This window comes from Microcoleus sp. FACHB-831, assembly GCF_014695585.1.
Classification (GTDB): domain Bacteria; phylum Cyanobacteriota; class Cyanobacteriia; order Cyanobacteriales; family FACHB-T130; genus FACHB-831.
In genome coordinates this window covers 41,245-58,185 of the sequence record NZ_JACJON010000061.1, presented here as the reverse complement: position 1 = coordinate 58,185, position 16,941 = coordinate 41,245, and the positions used below count along the sequence as shown (strand labels likewise).

General features: G+C 47.7%; 8 protein-coding genes and 1 tRNA gene. 3 read left to right on the top strand and 6 right to left on the bottom strand.

Annotated elements, in window-relative coordinates:
- Positions 1-110: 110 nt before the first annotated feature.
- The gene (gene gltB / locus H6F77_RS17350) at positions 111-4,811 is read left to right on the top strand and encodes a glutamate synthase large subunit (protein WP_190489796.1); all 4,701 of its coding nucleotides are present in this window, start codon (positions 111-113) and stop codon (positions 4,809-4,811) included.
- A 115-nt stretch (positions 4,812-4,926) separates the two neighbouring features.
- Here gltB and H6F77_RS17345 read toward each other — a convergent pair whose 3' ends face one another.
- The 4 genes from H6F77_RS17345 to H6F77_RS17330 form a co-directional block, all read right to left on the bottom strand.
- On the bottom strand, positions 4,927-5,970 hold the full coding sequence (locus H6F77_RS17345) for a polysaccharide deacetylase family protein (RefSeq protein ID WP_309228869.1): 1,044 nt from the start codon (positions 5,968-5,970) through the stop codon (positions 4,927-4,929).
- A gap of 128 nt (positions 5,971-6,098) precedes the next feature.
- Positions 6,099-7,094: a polysaccharide deacetylase family protein gene (locus H6F77_RS17340; RefSeq protein ID WP_190489795.1), complete on the bottom strand. Its 996-nt coding sequence runs from the start codon at positions 7,092-7,094 to the stop codon at positions 6,099-6,101.
- 175 nt (positions 7,095-7,269) lie between these two features.
- Positions 7,270-8,850 carry a bifunctional pantoate--beta-alanine ligase/(d)CMP kinase gene (locus H6F77_RS17335; protein ID WP_190489794.1) on the bottom strand — a complete coding sequence of 527 codons (1,581 nt, stop codon included), beginning with the start codon at positions 8,848-8,850 and terminating at the stop codon, positions 7,270-7,272.
- A 126-nt stretch (positions 8,851-8,976) separates the two neighbouring features.
- The gene (locus tag H6F77_RS17330) at positions 8,977-10,134 is read right to left on the bottom strand and encodes a septal ring lytic transglycosylase RlpA family protein (RefSeq protein WP_190489793.1); all 1,158 of its coding nucleotides are present in this window, start codon (positions 10,132-10,134) and stop codon (positions 8,977-8,979) included.
- 461 nt (positions 10,135-10,595) lie between these two features.
- Between H6F77_RS17330 and purM the strand changes: the two genes are divergently transcribed.
- Positions 10,596-11,624: a phosphoribosylformylglycinamidine cyclo-ligase gene (gene purM / locus H6F77_RS17325; protein WP_190489792.1), complete on the top strand. Its 1,029-nt coding sequence runs from the start codon at positions 10,596-10,598 to the stop codon at positions 11,622-11,624.
- Position 11,625: 1 nt separating this feature from the next.
- On the opposite strand, the gene H6F77_RS17320 is transcribed toward purM, so the two are convergent.
- Positions 11,626-11,697: transfer RNA gene (locus H6F77_RS17320), tRNA-Cys, on the bottom strand.
- 160 nt (positions 11,698-11,857) lie between these two features.
- On the opposite strand from H6F77_RS17320, the gene H6F77_RS17315 reads away from it, so the two are divergent.
- Positions 11,858-15,865, top strand: coding sequence for a PAS domain S-box protein (locus tag H6F77_RS17315; protein WP_190489791.1), 4,008 nt, complete (start codon positions 11,858-11,860; stop codon positions 15,863-15,865).
- Between the two features lie 190 nt (positions 15,866-16,055).
- Here the strand turns inward: H6F77_RS17315 and H6F77_RS17310 are convergent, their stop codons facing one another.
- The gene (locus tag H6F77_RS17310) at positions 16,056-16,733 is read right to left on the bottom strand and encodes a response regulator (protein WP_190489790.1); all 678 of its coding nucleotides are present in this window, start codon (positions 16,731-16,733) and stop codon (positions 16,056-16,058) included.
- Positions 16,734-16,941: the final 208 nt, after the last annotated feature.

Below are 16,941 nucleotides of genomic sequence, written 5' to 3'. Positions count from 1 at the left end.
TGTTTGCTAACTTTATATTTCGGAAAATGGCCGGAACAGCAGGTGCCGCAGGTTTAAGCACCGCCCATTGAGTAAAGCCCTATCACTAAAGGAAAAACGTGGATCGTCGCATGGAAATCAGGAGTGTGAATAACAACCAAGAAGGTCATCTGTTGAATGAGGGCGATGCCCCATACCCAGGTCAACGCTGGTTGGTCGAGGAACGGGATGCTTGTGGCGTCGGCTTTATTGCTTCTCAGAGAAGAGAAGCCAGCCATTTGTTGGTTGAGCAAGCATTGTCTGCCCTGACTTGTCTAGAACACCGGGGCGGTTGTAGTGCTGATAAGGATTCGGGGGATGGAGCTGGGTTGATGACCGCTATCCCTTGGGAACTGCTTACTCAGTCATTTGCCGAACAAGGCGTTCATTTGCCGACGGCAGTACGGGTAGGGGTGGGTATGATGTTTTTACCCCAAGATGCCCAAGCAGCGATCGCAGCCCGCCAAGTTGTTGAAAAAATACTCACCGAAGAGAAATTAGATATAGTAGGCTGGCGAGTCGTGCCAGTGCAACCTCAAGTGCTAGGAGTGCAAGCGTCGCGGACGCAGCCCCAGATTGAACAGGTGGTAGTAGCTTCCCCGCTCTTAAAGGGAGATGAACTGGAGCGGCAATTATATTTAGCTCGTCGCCGAATTGTCAAAGCTCTATCTTCAGGAGGCGGCGATAGCTGGCCAGCCGTCAGCAGCCAGCCCGCCATGCGCAGCCCACAAGAGAGCCTTGATACCTCGGATTTTTACTTTTGTTCCTTTTCCTGCCGCACCATAGTATACAAAGGCATGGTGCGTTCAGCGGTTCTGGGAGAGTTTTACACAGATTTAAAAAATCCAGCGTATAAAAGTGCTTTTGCAGTCTATCATCGACGCTTTAGCACAAACACGATGCCCAAGTGGCCTTTAGCTCAACCAATGCGTATGCTGGGACACAACGGCGAGATCAATACGCTGCTAGGCAACATCAACTGGATGATGGCACGAGAAGCAGAACTCGACCATCCAATTTGGGGCGATCGCATTAACGATCTAAAGCCGCTCGTCCACATAGATAACAGCGACTCGGCAACGTTAGACAACGTGGCAGAATTGCTAGTGCGCTCTGGGCGCAGCCCGATGGAAGCGATGATGATTATGGTGCCGGAAGCGTACCAAAATCAGCCAGATTTGGCAAATCACCCAGAAATTGTTGATTTTTATGAATACTACAACGGCCTACAGGAACCTTGGGATGGGCCAGCTCTGCTTGTATTCAGCGATGGCAAGAAGGTAGGGGCAACTCTAGACCGGAATGGCTTGCGTCCAGCTCGTTACATCATCACCAAGAATGGGTATGTTGTAGTAGCTTCGGAAGCTGGTGTGGTGGAACTGCCAGAAGCCGAAATATTGGAGAAAGGTCGTCTCGGCCCCGGTCAAATGATTGCTGTTGACCTGGAAAACGGCGAAATACAGAAAAACTGGGAGATTAAGCAGCGGATTGCGTCCTCTGCACCTTATGGGGAATGGCTGTCTGCACATCGGCAAACAATGGCCGCTCAACCGTTTGGCGAGGCTACTCAGCTGGAAGGACAGGCGCTTCTGCAAAATCAAATGGCTTTTGGCTACACAACAGAAGATGTAGAAATGGTCATTACTGAGATGGCAGCTAGCGGGAAGGAGCCTACTTTCTGCATGGGTGATGACATTCCCTTAGCCGTTTTGTCGGAAAAGCCGCACTTGCTTTACGACTACTTTAAACAACGCTTTGCCCAAGTAACGAATCCGGCGATTGACCCTCTGAGAGAGGGAATGGTAATGTCGCTGGCGATGTCGCTAGGCGATCGCGCAAATCTGCTTGAAGTAAAAGCAGAGTACGCAGGGGTGTTAAAGCTGAATTCTCCTGTGTTGAACGATGCAGAACTGGAGAGCGTTCGCACCTCTGGTTTGGAAACGGCAACTTTGTCAACTTTGTTTGATATTGCTGCTGGGCCGGAAGGTCTAGAAACAGCAGTGCGGGCATTATGCAGAGGTGCTGCTGATGCTGTGCAAAACGGTAAGAAGATCCTAATCTTGAGCGACAGAAGCACTGGGGCTTTGGGTGAGGAAAAGAGTTATATTCCTCCCCTGCTCGCTGTGGGAGCAGTACACCATCACTTGATCCGTCAAGGTTTGCGCTGCAAAGCATCCCTAGTTGTCGATACAGCCCAGTGCTGGAGTACCCACCATTTTGCTTGTTTGATTGGCTACGGAGCGAGTGCAGTTTGTCCTTATTTGGCTTTAGAAACGGTTCGCAGTTGGTGGTCTGATTCTAAGACGCAAGCGCTGATGGAGCGGGGCAAAATTGCTAAGACTGCCATCGGCGATGCTCAGAAGAAGTATCGCAAGGCTGTAGAAGATGGTTTGTTGAAAATCCTATCGAAGATGGGAATTTCGCTGCTGTCTAGCTATCACGGAGCGCAAATATTTGAGGCGATTGGTATTGGCTCGGATTTACTGAAGTTGGGTTTTGCTGGTACGGCGTCGCGGCTGGGTGGCATTACAACTAGGGAACTAGCGACTGAGGTAATCTCATTCCACTCGGCGGCTTTCCCCGAACTGACGCGGAAGAAGTTAGAAAATTTTGGCTTCGTTCAGTATCGCCCTGGTGGGGAGTATCACATGAATTCCCCAGAAATGGCTAAGGCGCTGCATAAAGCAGTGGCGGGTAAGGCATACGACCACTACGAGGTTTACAAAAAGCAATTGGCGGGACGCCCGATAACGGCGTTGCGGGATTTGCTGGAGTTTAACAGCGATCGCGCATCTATTCCGGTTGAGGAAGTAGAGACTGTTGAGAGCATCGTCAAGCGCTTTGCTACAGGCGGTATGTCGTTGGGAGCATTGTCGCGGGAAGCGCATGAGGTGCTGGCGATCGCTATGAATCGCATCGGCGGCAAGTCAAACTCAGGCGAAGGTGGCGAAGACCCAGTTCGCTACAAAGTTCTGGACGATGTTGACGAGATGGGTCATTCCGAACTGCTGCCGCATCTTAAAGGGTTGAAGAAAGGCGATACGGCTTCTAGTTCTATCAAGCAGGTAGCATCCGGTCGTTTTGGAGTTACTCCCGAATATCTCATGAGCGCTAAGCAGATTGAGATTAAGATTGCCCAAGGTGCCAAGCCAGGAGAAGGCGGCCAGTTACCTGGGACGAAGGTAAGCCCGTACATTGCGATGCTGCGACGCTCAAAGCCTGGGGTGACGCTGATTTCTCCTCCACCGCACCACGATATTTACTCCATCGAGGATTTGGCGCAGTTAATTTTTGACTTGCACCAGATTAATCCGAAGGCGGGAGTATCTGTGAAGCTGGTGGCTGAAGTTGGTATTGGTACGATCGCTGCTGGCGTAGCTAAGGCGAATGCAGATATTATCCAGGTTTCCGGCCACGACGGGGGGACTGGAGCATCGCCGCTGAGTTCGATTAAGCACGCGGGTAGCCCTTGGGAATTGGGCTTGACAGAAGTGCATCGCGTGCTTATGGAGAATGAATTGCGCGATCGCGTCCTTCTCCGCGTAGATGGCGGTTTCAAGACTGGCTGGGATGTCCTCATGGGGGCGTTAATGGGTGGCGAAGAGTATGGCTTCGGTTCTGTAGCTATGATTGCCGAAGGGTGTATCATGGCGCGGATTTGCCACACTAATAATTGCCCTGTGGGAGTAGCTTCTCAACAGGAAAACCTGCGGAAGCGTTTCCCAGGATTGCCAGAACACGTCGTTAATTTCTTCTATTTTGTGGCGGAAGAAGTGCGGCAGCTGTTGGCACGGTTGGGTTATCGTTCTTTGAACGAAATCATCGGTCGCGCTGATTTGCTGGGGGTTCGGGAAGACATTAAGCTAACTAAAACAGCAGCGCTTAATCTCGACTGCATCACCAAGTTGCCCGATACGCGGGAGAATCGTTCGTGGTTGAATCACGAACCAGTACATAGTAACGGGCCAGTTTTGGATGATGAGTTGCTAGCTGATGCGGAGATTCAGGCTGCAATTCGCGACCAGGGTAGCGTGACCAAGACAATTCGGGCGGTAAACACAGACCGGACAATTGGGGCGCGGCTGTCGGGCGCGATCGCATCTGTGTATGGTAACACTGGGTTTGAAGGACAAATTACTCTCAAATTCCAAGGTAGTGTCGGTCAGAGCTTTGGAGCATTCAACCTTCCTGGTATGAATTTGTACCTGGAAGGAGAGGCAAATGACTACGTGGCTAAAGGAATGCACGGTGGCGAGATTATCATTAAGCCACCGACCGAGGCTAACTACAACGCTTCACAAAACGTGATTGTTGGCAATACCTGTCTCTACGGAGCTACGGGCGGTATTCTGTTTGCCAACGGTTTAGCTGGCGAACGCTTTGCCGTCCGCAACTCTAAGGGTCAGGCAGTAATTGAGGGTGCTGGCGACCACTGCTGTGAATATATGACAGGCGGCGTTATCGTTGTCTTAGGCAAGGTTGGTCGTAACGTTAGTGCTGGCCATACCGGAGGTTTGGCGTACTTCTTGGATGAAGATGGTAGCTTCTCTGACAAGGTTAACCGAGAGATTGTCAAGACTCAGCGGGTGGTAACTCCTGCTGGCGAACAGCAGTTAAAAGAACTGATTGAGCTGCACGCTGACCGGACTGGCAGCCAGAAGGCAAAGACAATTTTAGCCAACTGGTCTGAGTATCTGCCCCAGTTCTGGCAGGTAGTACCTCCTAGTGAAGCTAATTCACCTGAAGCTAGCGCTGATGAGCCTGCTGAGAAGGTGCTGACTCCAGCCCAGTAGACGCGGAAGCAACCGAACCGCGCTCCTATAAATTGATAAAGCCCGCCATTAAGGCGGGCTTCCTTTATTTAGCCCCATGCTTGTAGTCTGAGGGCAATATTTTATACAAGCAACTTTACTGCACAGAACTAGCGTCTTGTCGATCGCTCAAAGGTTTTTCAATCGCACCAGTAGCGCTAGCAGCTTTCTTAGCTTCCGTCGCTGCTAGCTGTTCCTTCTCTTGCAGTTCAAACAATTCGGATACCGTCACGAACTTGTAGCCCTGTTGTCGGAGCTTATTGATGATTATCGGTAAAGCTTTAACAGTGTTAACTCGATTGCCCCCACCGTCGTGCATCAGCACCATACCCCCAGGCTTGGCATTCCTCATCACATTGTTCACCAGCTTATCAACACCAGGGCGGCTATAGTCACTAGAATCAGCCGACCACATAGCAACTAGGTAATTCTTCTTTTTGGCGTAGTCAGCCACTCCGTTGTACAGGTAGCCTCCGGGTGGCCGGAATAGAGAAGTCCTGACACCTGTAGTTTTATAAATCAGTTCGGTCGTGTCCTCAATTTCCCTTGCCGCTACGGCAGCACTCATATTCTTATACCAGTGGTGCCAAGTGTGATTGCCAATAGCGTGACCTTCAGCTACAACTTGCTTACCCAGTTCGGGAAAAGCCTTCAAGTTTTGTCCGATCCAGAAGAAAGTCCCCTTAATGTTGTTTTTCTTCAAAATGTCTAGTATGGGCGGCGTATATTCCGGGTAAGGCCCGTCATCAAACGTCAGGGCAATTACTTTTTCCTGACTGGTTAGTGTTACCGCCTCAAGAGTCTTACCCTGAAACTGCTTTGGTACGCCAAAAGTAAGTCGCGCCTCTTTAGCTTGCTGTTCCAAACGCTGGATCAGCTTCCTAAAGGCATCATTCGGCTTTGCGTTCAAGTTATTACAGTGCGTTTGTGCATCTGCACTATTGCTACCAATGCAGGAGGCTACAGAAGCAACATCTTCACCTTGTTTCTGGGTCTGGACTTGTTGGGTAGCAGGGTAGGAAATTGCCTGGTAGTCCAGTCGGTTCCAAGGCAAAATCAGACTAACGATAAAACTACAAACGGCGGCTGCCACACCTAGCATTATCCTTCGCCGCCAAACAAACCAATTAACCTTTGCCACCTAAGTTCTCCTACACTCCTCGATTGCGATTTTAGATTAAATACTGCTATTAGCTGATTAACAGAAAGGCAAATTCTGGCTCCCCGTCAGGCTCGCGCTACCTATAAGCTAATAACACAAGAACAAGCCTAATTTCCGGCCTGCGAGTTGGAATCGCCATCACCTCTTGGCGAAGCTTCTTGAGTAGCGGGGGTAGCGATCGCAGGTTTCGCTGCTGTTACCAATTTTTCTTCTTTGTCTTGCATTTCTAAGAGTTCGGTCAGCGTGACAAATTTGTAGCCCTGCTTTCTGAGTTCGCTAATTAATCTCGGCAAAGCCTTAACAGTGCGAGAGCGATCGCCTCCACCGTCGTGCATCAGCAAAATACCGCCTGGTTTGGCATTTTTTAGCATATTATGAACCAGCCTGTCTGGAGAGAAAGGGCGATAGTCTATGGAGTCAGAGGACCACATAGCAATGACGTAATTCTTCTTTTGGGCATAAGCTACTAATCCATTGTTCATCATGCCCCCGGGAGGACGAAATATAGAAGTTCTTGCTCCCGTAGTCTTGTAGATTAGGTCTGCTGTGCGGTCGATCTCGCTCGCAGCAGTAGCTTCGTCCATGCGACGATACCAATGATGCCAAGTATGGTTGGCGATCGCGTGACCATCATCTACCACTTTCTTGGCAATATGAGGATATTCTTGTAAAACTTGCCCTACCCAGAAGAAAGTCGCCTTGATATTGTTTTTCTTCAGGATGTCTAGTATCTGCTCAGTCCATTTTGGCCAAGGCCCGTCATCAAAAGTCAGAGCAATGACTTTTTCCCCCTTGTTCAGTTTCGCCTCTTTAACAGTTTTTGCTTGAAACCGTGCGGGTACATAGAAACTCAGGCGTGTCTCTTTCTCTAATCTAGACAGCGCCTTATTCAGCGCCTCATTTTTCAATGCACTAGGGTTTTTTGCCTCAAGAGGTGCCCCCGTTGCGTTCTGTATCTGAATCTGTTCGGCTGGAGACTGGCTTGTCGCCTGTTCTCCTAATCGATTCCAAGGCTGCATCAGAGCAATCAGAAAACTACAAGCGGCTGCAACCAGAGCGATGGGTATCCTTCGCTGCCAAAAAAACGATCTATAGCTTCCCACGACAGGTCTTTTAACTCCTCAACTCCAAATAGCCGCAAATCGCAGATAGGAAATCCTCACCGGGTACGGCTCTAGCTCATGATGCTATTGCAAAATACCACCCCAGGGGAAGAGTCTCCGGTGTAAAAAGGCAATTTTTTTTCTCTGAAGAGCGATCGCTCTTGTCTCGGCTCGATTAATCGGGTTGAGACAAAAACAGCTTCTGTTTGTACAGGTTGACAATCCGCTCGGTAACTTCAGCAATACTAAGACCATCTGTTTGAATCTCGATGGCGTCGGCGGCTTTTCGCAGAGGCGCTATAGTGCGGGTGCTGTCGCTAAGGTCGCGATCGCTAATATCTTTCTCTAACTGCTCTAGGCTCACCAGTGGCTGCCCTTGACGGCTTAGGTCTTCCCTTCGGCGACGCGCTCGCTCTTGTACCGAAGCAGTTAAGAAAATTTTAACTTCGGCGTCGGGGAAAACGTGGGTTCCTATATCGCGTCCTTCAGCGACGATACCCCCCTGCTTACCTAAAAGCTGCTGTTGTTTTACAAGTTGCTGACGTACAGCAGCCTGAGCGGAAATTGCACTCACCTTTCCAGTGACTTCTAGGCTGCGAATTTCGTGGGTAACTTCTTGACCGTTAATCCAGACGCGGGTCAGATTTTGGGTATCTTTATCAGTAGTTAGATGAATATGGGCAGAACTTGCTAACTCCGCGATCGCAGGTTCATCATCTACACTCGTTCGAGATTGTAAAACCAGCCACGTTAGCGCACGATACATGGCGCCCGTATCCAAATAAAGCAAACCCAAAGCTTGTGCTAGTTTACGGGTTACAGTAGATTTTCCCGCTCCGGCTGGGCCATCAATGGCCACAATCGGCTGGCGGTTTCTGAGTAGTATGTTGTCAATCAAGCGGGTAGAGCCGACTCGGGCGGCGATCGCTAGCAACCCTGCTTCGTCAACTTTGTCCAAAGTCATTAATGTAGTTGGGTCAACCAGCTCAACATACTCGATTTGTACATCTGCCACAAGGGCTAATTCTGTCTTTACCGCCTCAAGTAGACTAGCGCGATCGCGTTTCTGCGCTCGAAATGCATTTTCAGCTTGTTGCAATCCCCGATATAAAACAGACGCCTGCTCTTTCTGTTGAGGGTTGAGATACTGGTTGCGCGAACTGTAAGCCAGTCCCGATGTCTCGCGTACCGTCGGACAAGTCATAATCTCAGTGGGCAAATTCAGATCCGCCACCAGACGCCGCACGATCGCCACCTGTTGAGCATCCTTTTGGCCAAAATAGGCATTTGTAGGCTGAATAATGTTAAGCAGCTTAGTTACAACGGTCGCCACACCTTGAAAATGCCCCGGACGCGATCGCCCGCACAAAACATCTGTCATGCTTTTTGGGGGAACAACGCTCACAGTTATGGGCAATTGGGGATTCGCATTTACTACCCCTTTATCCCAAGTCCCCAGTCCATATAATTCCTCAGCGGTGGGAGCAAAAATTGCATCAACCCCACTCTGTTCGCACAGTTTTAAATCTTGTTCAAACGTGCGCGGGTATTTATCAAAATCCTCTGCTGGGCCAAACTGTAGCGGATTGACAAAAATACTGACAATGACGATATCATTCTGCGCCTTTGCACCTTGGATTAAACTAAGATGCCCAACGTGCAAAGCTCCCATCGTAGGCACAAAGCCGATTTTCTTGCTGTGCCCATACAAACCCAAGTAGCAGCGCATCCCTGCTGTTGTTTTAAACAGACGCACAAAACCCCCCTTCAATAGTGTTGAGCGTTAAGTATTGAATAAAAGAGGAAGATCGACCACTTTCATCACTCTTTTCTTTTAACTCATCGCTCAACACTGGTAACTGATAAATTTTGAGGGTTTCAGCTAGTTTTCATCAACAGAAACTACCTGTTGCTTGCCTAAAACATCGATCCGCACAGGCGCGACGCCACTTTTCATAAATCCTAGAGCTTTGGCGGCGGCTACTGAGAGATCGATAACCCTGCCTCTTATAAAAGGGCCGCGATCGTTAATTCGCACAACTACAGAGCGACCATTTTTGAGGTTTGTCACCCTCACTTTCGTGCCAAAGGGTAAACTGCGGTGGGCAGCGGTCATACGATTCTGGCGGTAGATTTCACCACTGGCACTGCGATTACCATCAAATCCAGGCCCGTACCAAGATGCTAAACCACGAAGTTGGTAACGAACCCTTTCGACGAACCTTGGTTGTGTAGGAAGTATAAATCTATCTACCGCACTAACTACGGGTTTATCTACCAATCGGGCGTTAGGTGTACGCGCGATCGCTCTCAGCGGTAGAGCGTTTCCTATGAGGCGGCGGAGTCTATTTGTTGCTTGCAGCGCATCCCTAGCTTCGTTATGGGTGGTATCTGCCAAAATTGTTTTAGCGTCTATCTGTACTAACTCTTCGCCTGCTACTGCGATCGCGTAGGTACGCCCGCTCTTCCAACTAACGTTTATTGTCTCAGCATCGACCTTTTTTCGACTCAGTTCGTTGATCCGCGCCGCAACTGCTTCTCCACGGCGTACCGGATCTTCTTCAGGCTTATTACTATCCAACGCTCCAGGGAGCTGCTCCATCTCCTTTGGCTGTAAGACGCCTTTCCAAGGCTTTTCAGCATTACGCCTCGCTCTTGAAACGCTCCGCCCGCCATCTCCAGTTTCTCCCATCTTGATACGCCCACTTGGGTCGATACTCTGGCTTAGAAACGTCAAAACTGGAATGTTGCGGACATACAGCGTTGCCGCCTGCTGCCCATCTAAGCTATGAGCCAAGATTTTAGCAATTGCCTGGTTGTCCTCAGTTGCTTGTTGGGGCCGATCTTGTGCCACCTGAAAAACTTCAGGCTGTTGCACAACAATCTTGCCTACGCCTCGCTTGCTAAGAACCGATTTAGCCGACGGCGTTACTCTTGAAAAGTTAACGGCTTGGGCAGTTTCGGCATGACTGGGTGATGTGGCACCAAAGGCAGTAGTTAACAAGGCAGCAATAAGGCTACTCCAAAATCGATAATTCATGTGTCCGGTGTGAAACTTACTTGAAAGTCGAGGTTGAGCATTGCAGGTAGACTGGCAAAACAGCTCAACTGTGTAGCTAACTCGTACTCGTTCCGTTTTCCACCCTGGTTGTGGAACTGCAACAGACTACCATGAAGTTTCTAGCTTGGGGATCGGTATTTACCACGATTTAGGCGCAAATTCATCGAAATTTGACCCCCTGATTTTCGGTGCATCCCCCTTAGCATCTGAGTTTTTGCCTGATTGGCTGATTGTCATATTTTTAAAAAAACTTAACAAAACTTTACATAATTGACGTAAGTCTGCCATTTATAAAATTGTGATAAAAGAAGCCATCGGAATAGGTTGAGATCTCTTATCAGAATGCAGGGATAAAATAGCGCAGTTTCGCGATCGCTCACTCTGGGATAGCAGTGGCGTAAAATAACACCTGTCGAGCGGCGCTCATTCTTTTGGTAGTTATGGATTATCGAGAAGCAGGTGTAGATGTAGAGGCAGGTCGGGCTTTTGTACACAAAATCCGTAGTCTGGTGCAAAGCACGCATCGGCCAGAGGTATTGGGTGGACTTGGCGGCTTTAGCGGTTGGTTTCAGTTGCCCACAGGCTACAACGAACCTGTTTTAGTCTCAGGGACGGATGGTGTAGGCACGAAGCTAAAGCTGGCTTTTGATATGAATTGCCACAACACAGTAGGTATCGACTTGGTGGCGATGTGCGTAAACGATGTTTTAACGTGCGGAGCAGAACCCTTATTTTTCTTGGACTACCTAGCCAGCGGCAAGCTGAACCAAGAGCAGCTAACTCAGGTTGTTGATGGGGTGGCGCGGGGATGTCGCGAGTCGGGGTGTGCGCTGTTGGGTGGAGAAACAGCAGAAATGCCAGGTTTTTACCAAGTTGGGGAGTATGACTTGGCAGGTTTTTGCGTTGGAATTGTAGAAAAAAGCCAGATCTTAGATGGTTCCCAGGTAAACGTAGGGGACGTAGCGATCGCCTTAGCCAGCGGGGGTATTCATAGCAACGGCTTCAGCCTGGTAAGGAAAATTGTCAGCGATCGCGGCTTTAACTTACACGACAAGGTTGATTTTAGTGAGGGTAAAAGTTTAGGGGAAGTCTTGTTAACTCCGACTCGCCTCTATGTAAAACCCGTTCTAGCAGCACGCAAGGCTGGGATTACCATCCACAGTATGGCGCACATCACGGGTGGCGGGTTGCCAGAAAATCTGCCTCGGTGTCTTCCGCCAGGTAAATCTATCCAGATTAATTCCCAAGCGTGGGATATTCCACCAATTTTTCAATGGTTAGCCGAACAAGGTAGCGTTAGCCGCGATTCCATGTTCAACACCTTCAATATGGGCATTGGGTTTGTCCTACTCGTACCACCAGAGCAGGCAGAGGAAACCATTACCTATTTTGAATCACAAGCGATCGCTGCTTATGCTATCGGTGAGGTAATTCCCGGTGAGGGAGATTTAGTAGGTTTACTCGATTAAGAGGCGACACCCAGATTTGAACTGGGGGATGGAGGTTTTGCAGACCTCTGCCTTACCACTTGGCTATGTCGCCTTATTTTCAGATTCTTAGTATATCAAACTTTGCTCGTCGATCAATCCCCCCAGCAATCTTAGATTCCCATCTTGGGGGGGATTAAGGAAAAACAACAGCGATCGCAAATCTAGAATCTACAATCTAAAATCGAGTTGACCGCTGAAATCGAGGGTAAAAGGTGGAGCAAACTAGAAGCCAAATTCAAATTCCGCGCCCTGTAGAATTTGAGTTGCCTGAAGCAGAACGGTCTGAACAAAGCCTCGTGCAAGGTGTCGCCCTTGCAACTAACCAACTGCTGACGAGCGGTGATTATGCCACAGGAATCAATCTCGCCTTAGCAACGCTAGGGCGAGTAAGTGGTGTGGATCGAGTATATATTTTGGAGATTCATCCTCATCCGCAAACAGGGGAAACTTCAGTAAGCCAGCGGTTTGAATGGGCACATTCTAGTGTCAGCACTGAAATAAATAATCCTAACTTGCAGAACCTTACAAGAGATGCTTTTGACATCAGCAGATGGGAAGACGCTCTTACTCACGGAAAAACCAGCAGTGGTTTAACGCGAGAGCTATCAGATATTGAAAGGAAACTATTAGAACCACAGGGTATTTTATCGATATTAATTGTTCCCATTCCCGTTAGCGGAAAACTTTGGGGTTTTGTCGGGTTTGATGATTGCCATTCTGAGCGCCGATGGTCCAAAGATGAAGAAGCCGTTTTAACTACGATGGCAGCTAATATTGGCGGCATTATTGCTCTTAGACAGACAGAAGCAGCGCTGAAGAAAGCTAAAGACGAGCTAGAAATCCGAGTTGAGGAACGCACATCTGAGTTAAGGCAAGCTAACGAGCAATTATGCCAAGAAATTGATAAAGCCAAGCACACAGAGCAAGCATTACTAGAGGAAAAAGTTAAGTATCGGGAACTCGTCCAAAGCGCAAATAGCATTATTTTGCGATTGGATAAGAGGGGCAAAATTACATTTTTCAACGAATTCGCAGAAAGTTTTTTCGGTTACAAGGAAGCGGAGATATTAGGGCAAAATGCTGTGGGAACAATTGTTCCACAGAAAGATACTTCCGGGCGGGATTTATACGCCACGATACAAGATATTATTCATCACCCAGAGCAGTACAAGCGAAATGAAAATGAAAATATTTGTCGCAACGGGCAAAGTGTTTGGGTGGCGTGGACTAACAAAGCAATTCTGGATGAAAATGGCGAACTTAGCGAAATTCTTTGTATTGGCAACGACATTACAGAGCGAGTTAAGGTAGAAGCACGCTATCGAGCGATCGTTGAAGATCAGACAGAACTTATCAGCCGTTTTTTGCCAGATGGCACTATTACTTTCGTCAACGAAGCTCACTGTCGCTATTTTGGCAAACAACGTCAAGAGCTAATCGGGAAAAGCTTTTTCGCGCTTCTTTGTGCAGAAGATCGAGAAAAAGTGGCGCGATCGCTCGCCATTCTCAACTTAGAAAATCCCGTACAAACGATTGAGCATCAGGTAGTAATCCAAGGAGAAATTCGCTGGCAGCAATGGACTAATCGCGCTATATTTGACGACTCTGGCAACTTTGTTGAATTCCAGTCGGTTGGGAGAGATATTACTCATCTCAAACAGGTGGAAGCTGCACTGCAACAAGCCAACGAAGCATTAGAACTGAGAGTTGAAGAGAGGACAGCGGCGCTAAGGGAGGCTAACGCTCAACTTAAAATTGAGATTGCCGAACGCGATCGCGCTCAGAAAGCTCTTCAAGAAAGCGAAGAACGTCTTCGCACTGTTGTTGCCAATGCACCCATTACCCTATGGGCATTAGACGCCGCAGGGATTTTCACCTTTTCAGAAGGCGAACTACTAGAGGCGCTGCGACTAAAGCCTGGTGAAGTTGTTGGTTCGTCCGTGTTTAAGGTGTTTTCTGACAGTCCGCAAATATTAGAAAACAGTCGCCGCGCTCTGAATGGTGAAGAATTCACTTCTAGAGTAGAAATAAACGGTTCAGCATTTGAATCTTGGTATCGCCCGCTTAAAAACCATAACCCGGAAGTAACTGGCGTAATTGGTGCAGCTTTTGATATTACCGAACAGTTGCAAGCCGAGGAAGCGCTACGCGAGTCTGAAGAGAAGTTCTTTAAAGCATTCCATTCTAGCCCAGATACTATTACCATCAGCACGTTAGAAGACGGTCGATATATTGAAGTAAACGATAATTTTGTTCGCGCCAGCGGTTACGAACGTCATGAGGCGATAGGAAGAACCGCCTTTGACCTAAATATCTGGGTGAATGTGGAAGAGCGTAACAAACTAAAACATCTGTTGCAAAAGCAGGGGTTTGTCCGCAACCTTGAATTTGAGTTTCGCAGTAAGTCGGGCGACGTGTTGGTAGGGTCGCTTTCAGCAGAAATAATCGAGTTGAATGGTGTTAAGTGTTTGTTGGCTATCAACCACGATATTACTGAGCGAAAAGCTAGGGAAGTAGCGCTGCGCGAGTCTGAAGAAAAATTCAGATGTGCTTTTCGTTCTAGCCCCGATCCTATGACTATTACTACATTAGAAGAAAGCCGTTATATTGACGTAAATGATAGTTTTGTATGGAGTACCGGATACCAGCGCGAAGAAGCGATCGGGAATACAAGTGTGAATTTAGGTATCTGGGTTAATTTAGAAGATCGCATTAGATTCAGAAATCTTTTGGATCGTGAGGGAGTAGTTCGCAATCAGGAATATCAGTTTTATCACAAGTCAGGTGAAGTGCGCGTAGCGTTGCTGTCAGCAGAAGTTATCAAATTTGATGGTAGTAAGTGCGTGCTAGCGGTAAGTCACGATATAACTAGCCGTAAGCTTTTCGAGGAGCAATTGCTAGCTGCTGCCCAACGCGATCGCTTTTTGGCAGAAATTGCAGAGCGTATTCGCCGCAGTCTTAATTTGGATGAAGTTCTCAACACTACTGTTAAGGAAATTAGAGAATTTCTGCAATGCGATCGCGTCTACATCAGTAAAATTAATACTCACTCTTGTGGTGAAGTGCTTGCCGAATCTGTTAATTCTTTTTGGCCATCTATACTAGGATGGAAAGTTGAAGATGGCAGCCATCTTTCCATAGTTAAAACTTTATTTGAAGAGGATCGCGTCCGAGTAGTTGACGACACAAGCGAGGTAGAAGTCCCTCCCACAGTTGCCGAACATTATAGACAACATCAAATCAAGGCTACTCTTGCTGTACCAATTATGCTAGGCGAGGATTTGTTTGGCGTCTTAGTGGCTAATCAATGCTCATCACCGCGCCAGTGGAAACAAATGGAAATTGAGTTATTAGAGCAATTGGCAACGCAGGTAGCGATCGCTATTCATCAAGCCCAACTATACGAACAAGAGCAAGCTCTTACTGCTACTTTGGATCGTACTGTAAAAGAGCGAACAGCTCAGTTAGAACAAGCAGTTGCCGAACTTCAGGAACTTAATCAGGTAAAAGATATCTTTTTACACGCAGTCACCCACGATTTGCGGACTCCTGTAATGGGTTGGTTAATGGTATTAAAGAATTTACTAAATAGCGAAGTAGGAACTCGGCAAGACTTATCTCCATCGGTAATTGCTAATCCCCCATCTTCCATCCCAGTAGATCGTCGCATTTTAGAGAGGATGGTTCAAAGTAGCGATCGCCAACTTAGCATGATTAACTCCCTGCTAGATGTTCATGCTGCTGAAATTAAGGGAGTAGTACTCCAGCAAGAACCATTGCAATTAAGCCAATTAGTGAATGGAATTGTTGAAGATTTCGAGCCATTGTTAGCTAAAAATCAAGCAACATTAACGAATCTCGTACCAGAAAATTTACCTCTCATAAATGCCGATCCTCTTCAGTTGCGGCGCGTGTTTGAAAACTTGCTTAGCAATGCTTTGAACCACAACCCCCCTGGACTTCATTTGATTCTCACAGCCAAAGTACAGGAAAAGATGATGTACTGCACCATTGAAGATAATGGGGTTGGTATGAGCCAAGAAGCGAGCGATCGCTTATTTGAACTTTATGTTCGTGGCTCTCATGCTAGACGTTCGACTGGCATCGGCTTAGGCTTATATCTTTGCCGCCAAATTACAGAGGCTCACGGTGGCAAAATTGGCGTCATAAGCAGCATCGGAGCCGGAGCAACTTTTTGGTTTACATTACCCCTTGCGTAGTAATAATCTCTTACCTTTTCTTACCCTGTGTTTTTAAGGGATTTGGGCAGAGGGAAAAAGAGTGCAAAACAAATAAATTAATGGGGAAAAAGCCAAAAATTTGCTTATAAGTTGCCCTAGCGTCACCTATTCCTGATGTTGAGCTAAAATCCCCATTTTTAATTACAGGAATTTATAATCTTTAGCCTATTCACACCAGCCCGCTACGGAGCGCTACAACAGCCGCCTGAACTCGATCGTCAACTGATAATTTATTCATAATTCCGCGAACGTGAGTTTTTACGGTGTTGGGGCTGAGGTAGAGTTTAGCTGCAATCTCTGGATTGCTTAATCCGTCTACCATCAGTTTCAGCACTTCTAGTTCTCGCTGGGATAAATTAGCGATGTTGCTGTTGGGAGATGGCGGTTTGAGATTGTCAATGACTCGTCGTGCAATTTGCGGATCGAGGTAGGTTGCTCCTTCTTGAGCAGCGGCGATCGCTGCTAGCAATCTGTCTACACTCGCTCCCTTGATGCAGTAAGCGTCTGCACCGCTAGAAAGAGCAGCGATAATTTCAGTTTCAGTTGTGTGGGATGTCAGCATCACTACGCGAACATTAGGTAGCGCTGCTTTAATCTGCTGCGTGGCGGCAATACCGTCTAGGCGCGGCAACCCAATATCCATTACTACTAAATCTGGCTTTAATCTAAGCGCCGCTTCGACGCCTAAGTAGCCATCTTCAGCCTGTCCCACGATATTGAACTGCGGGTGAGCAGCTAATGATTGCTCTAAGCCTAGCTGCATCATCGGGTCGTCTTCCACAATCAAAATCCGTAAGATTTGAGATTCTGGGGACACATTTTGAGGGGATGCGGTTTCAGAGGACATGGGTTGTAACGGCACTGATGATAAGGAAAAATTGCTTAATTGGATGACTTGAAAGGATAAAGTATCGCGATCAGACCGATCCTATGTTAAAGATACGCGCTTATCCATAACTTTAGGTTTAGCGTTGAAGCAGAGTGGCAATAGACGTTACAAGCTTTTGTCAAATAATCTATTAAGCAGCTATTTCTGCTCCATCATCCCAGCTGCG

Coding starts and splice junctions, on each gene's coding strand:
- purM (WP_190489792.1), top strand. CDS start 10,596: ATGGATTATCGAGAAGCAGGTGTAGATGTAGAGGCAGGTCGGGCTTTT.
- gltB (WP_190489796.1), top strand. CDS start 111: ATGGAAATCAGGAGTGTGAATAACAACCAAGAAGGTCATCTGTTGAAT.
- H6F77_RS17330 (WP_190489793.1), bottom strand. CDS start 10,134: ATGAATTATCGATTTTGGAGTAGCCTTATTGCTGCCTTGTTAACTACT.
- H6F77_RS17310 (WP_190489790.1), bottom strand. CDS start 16,733: ATGTCCTCTGAAACCGCATCCCCTCAAAATGTGTCCCCAGAATCTCAA.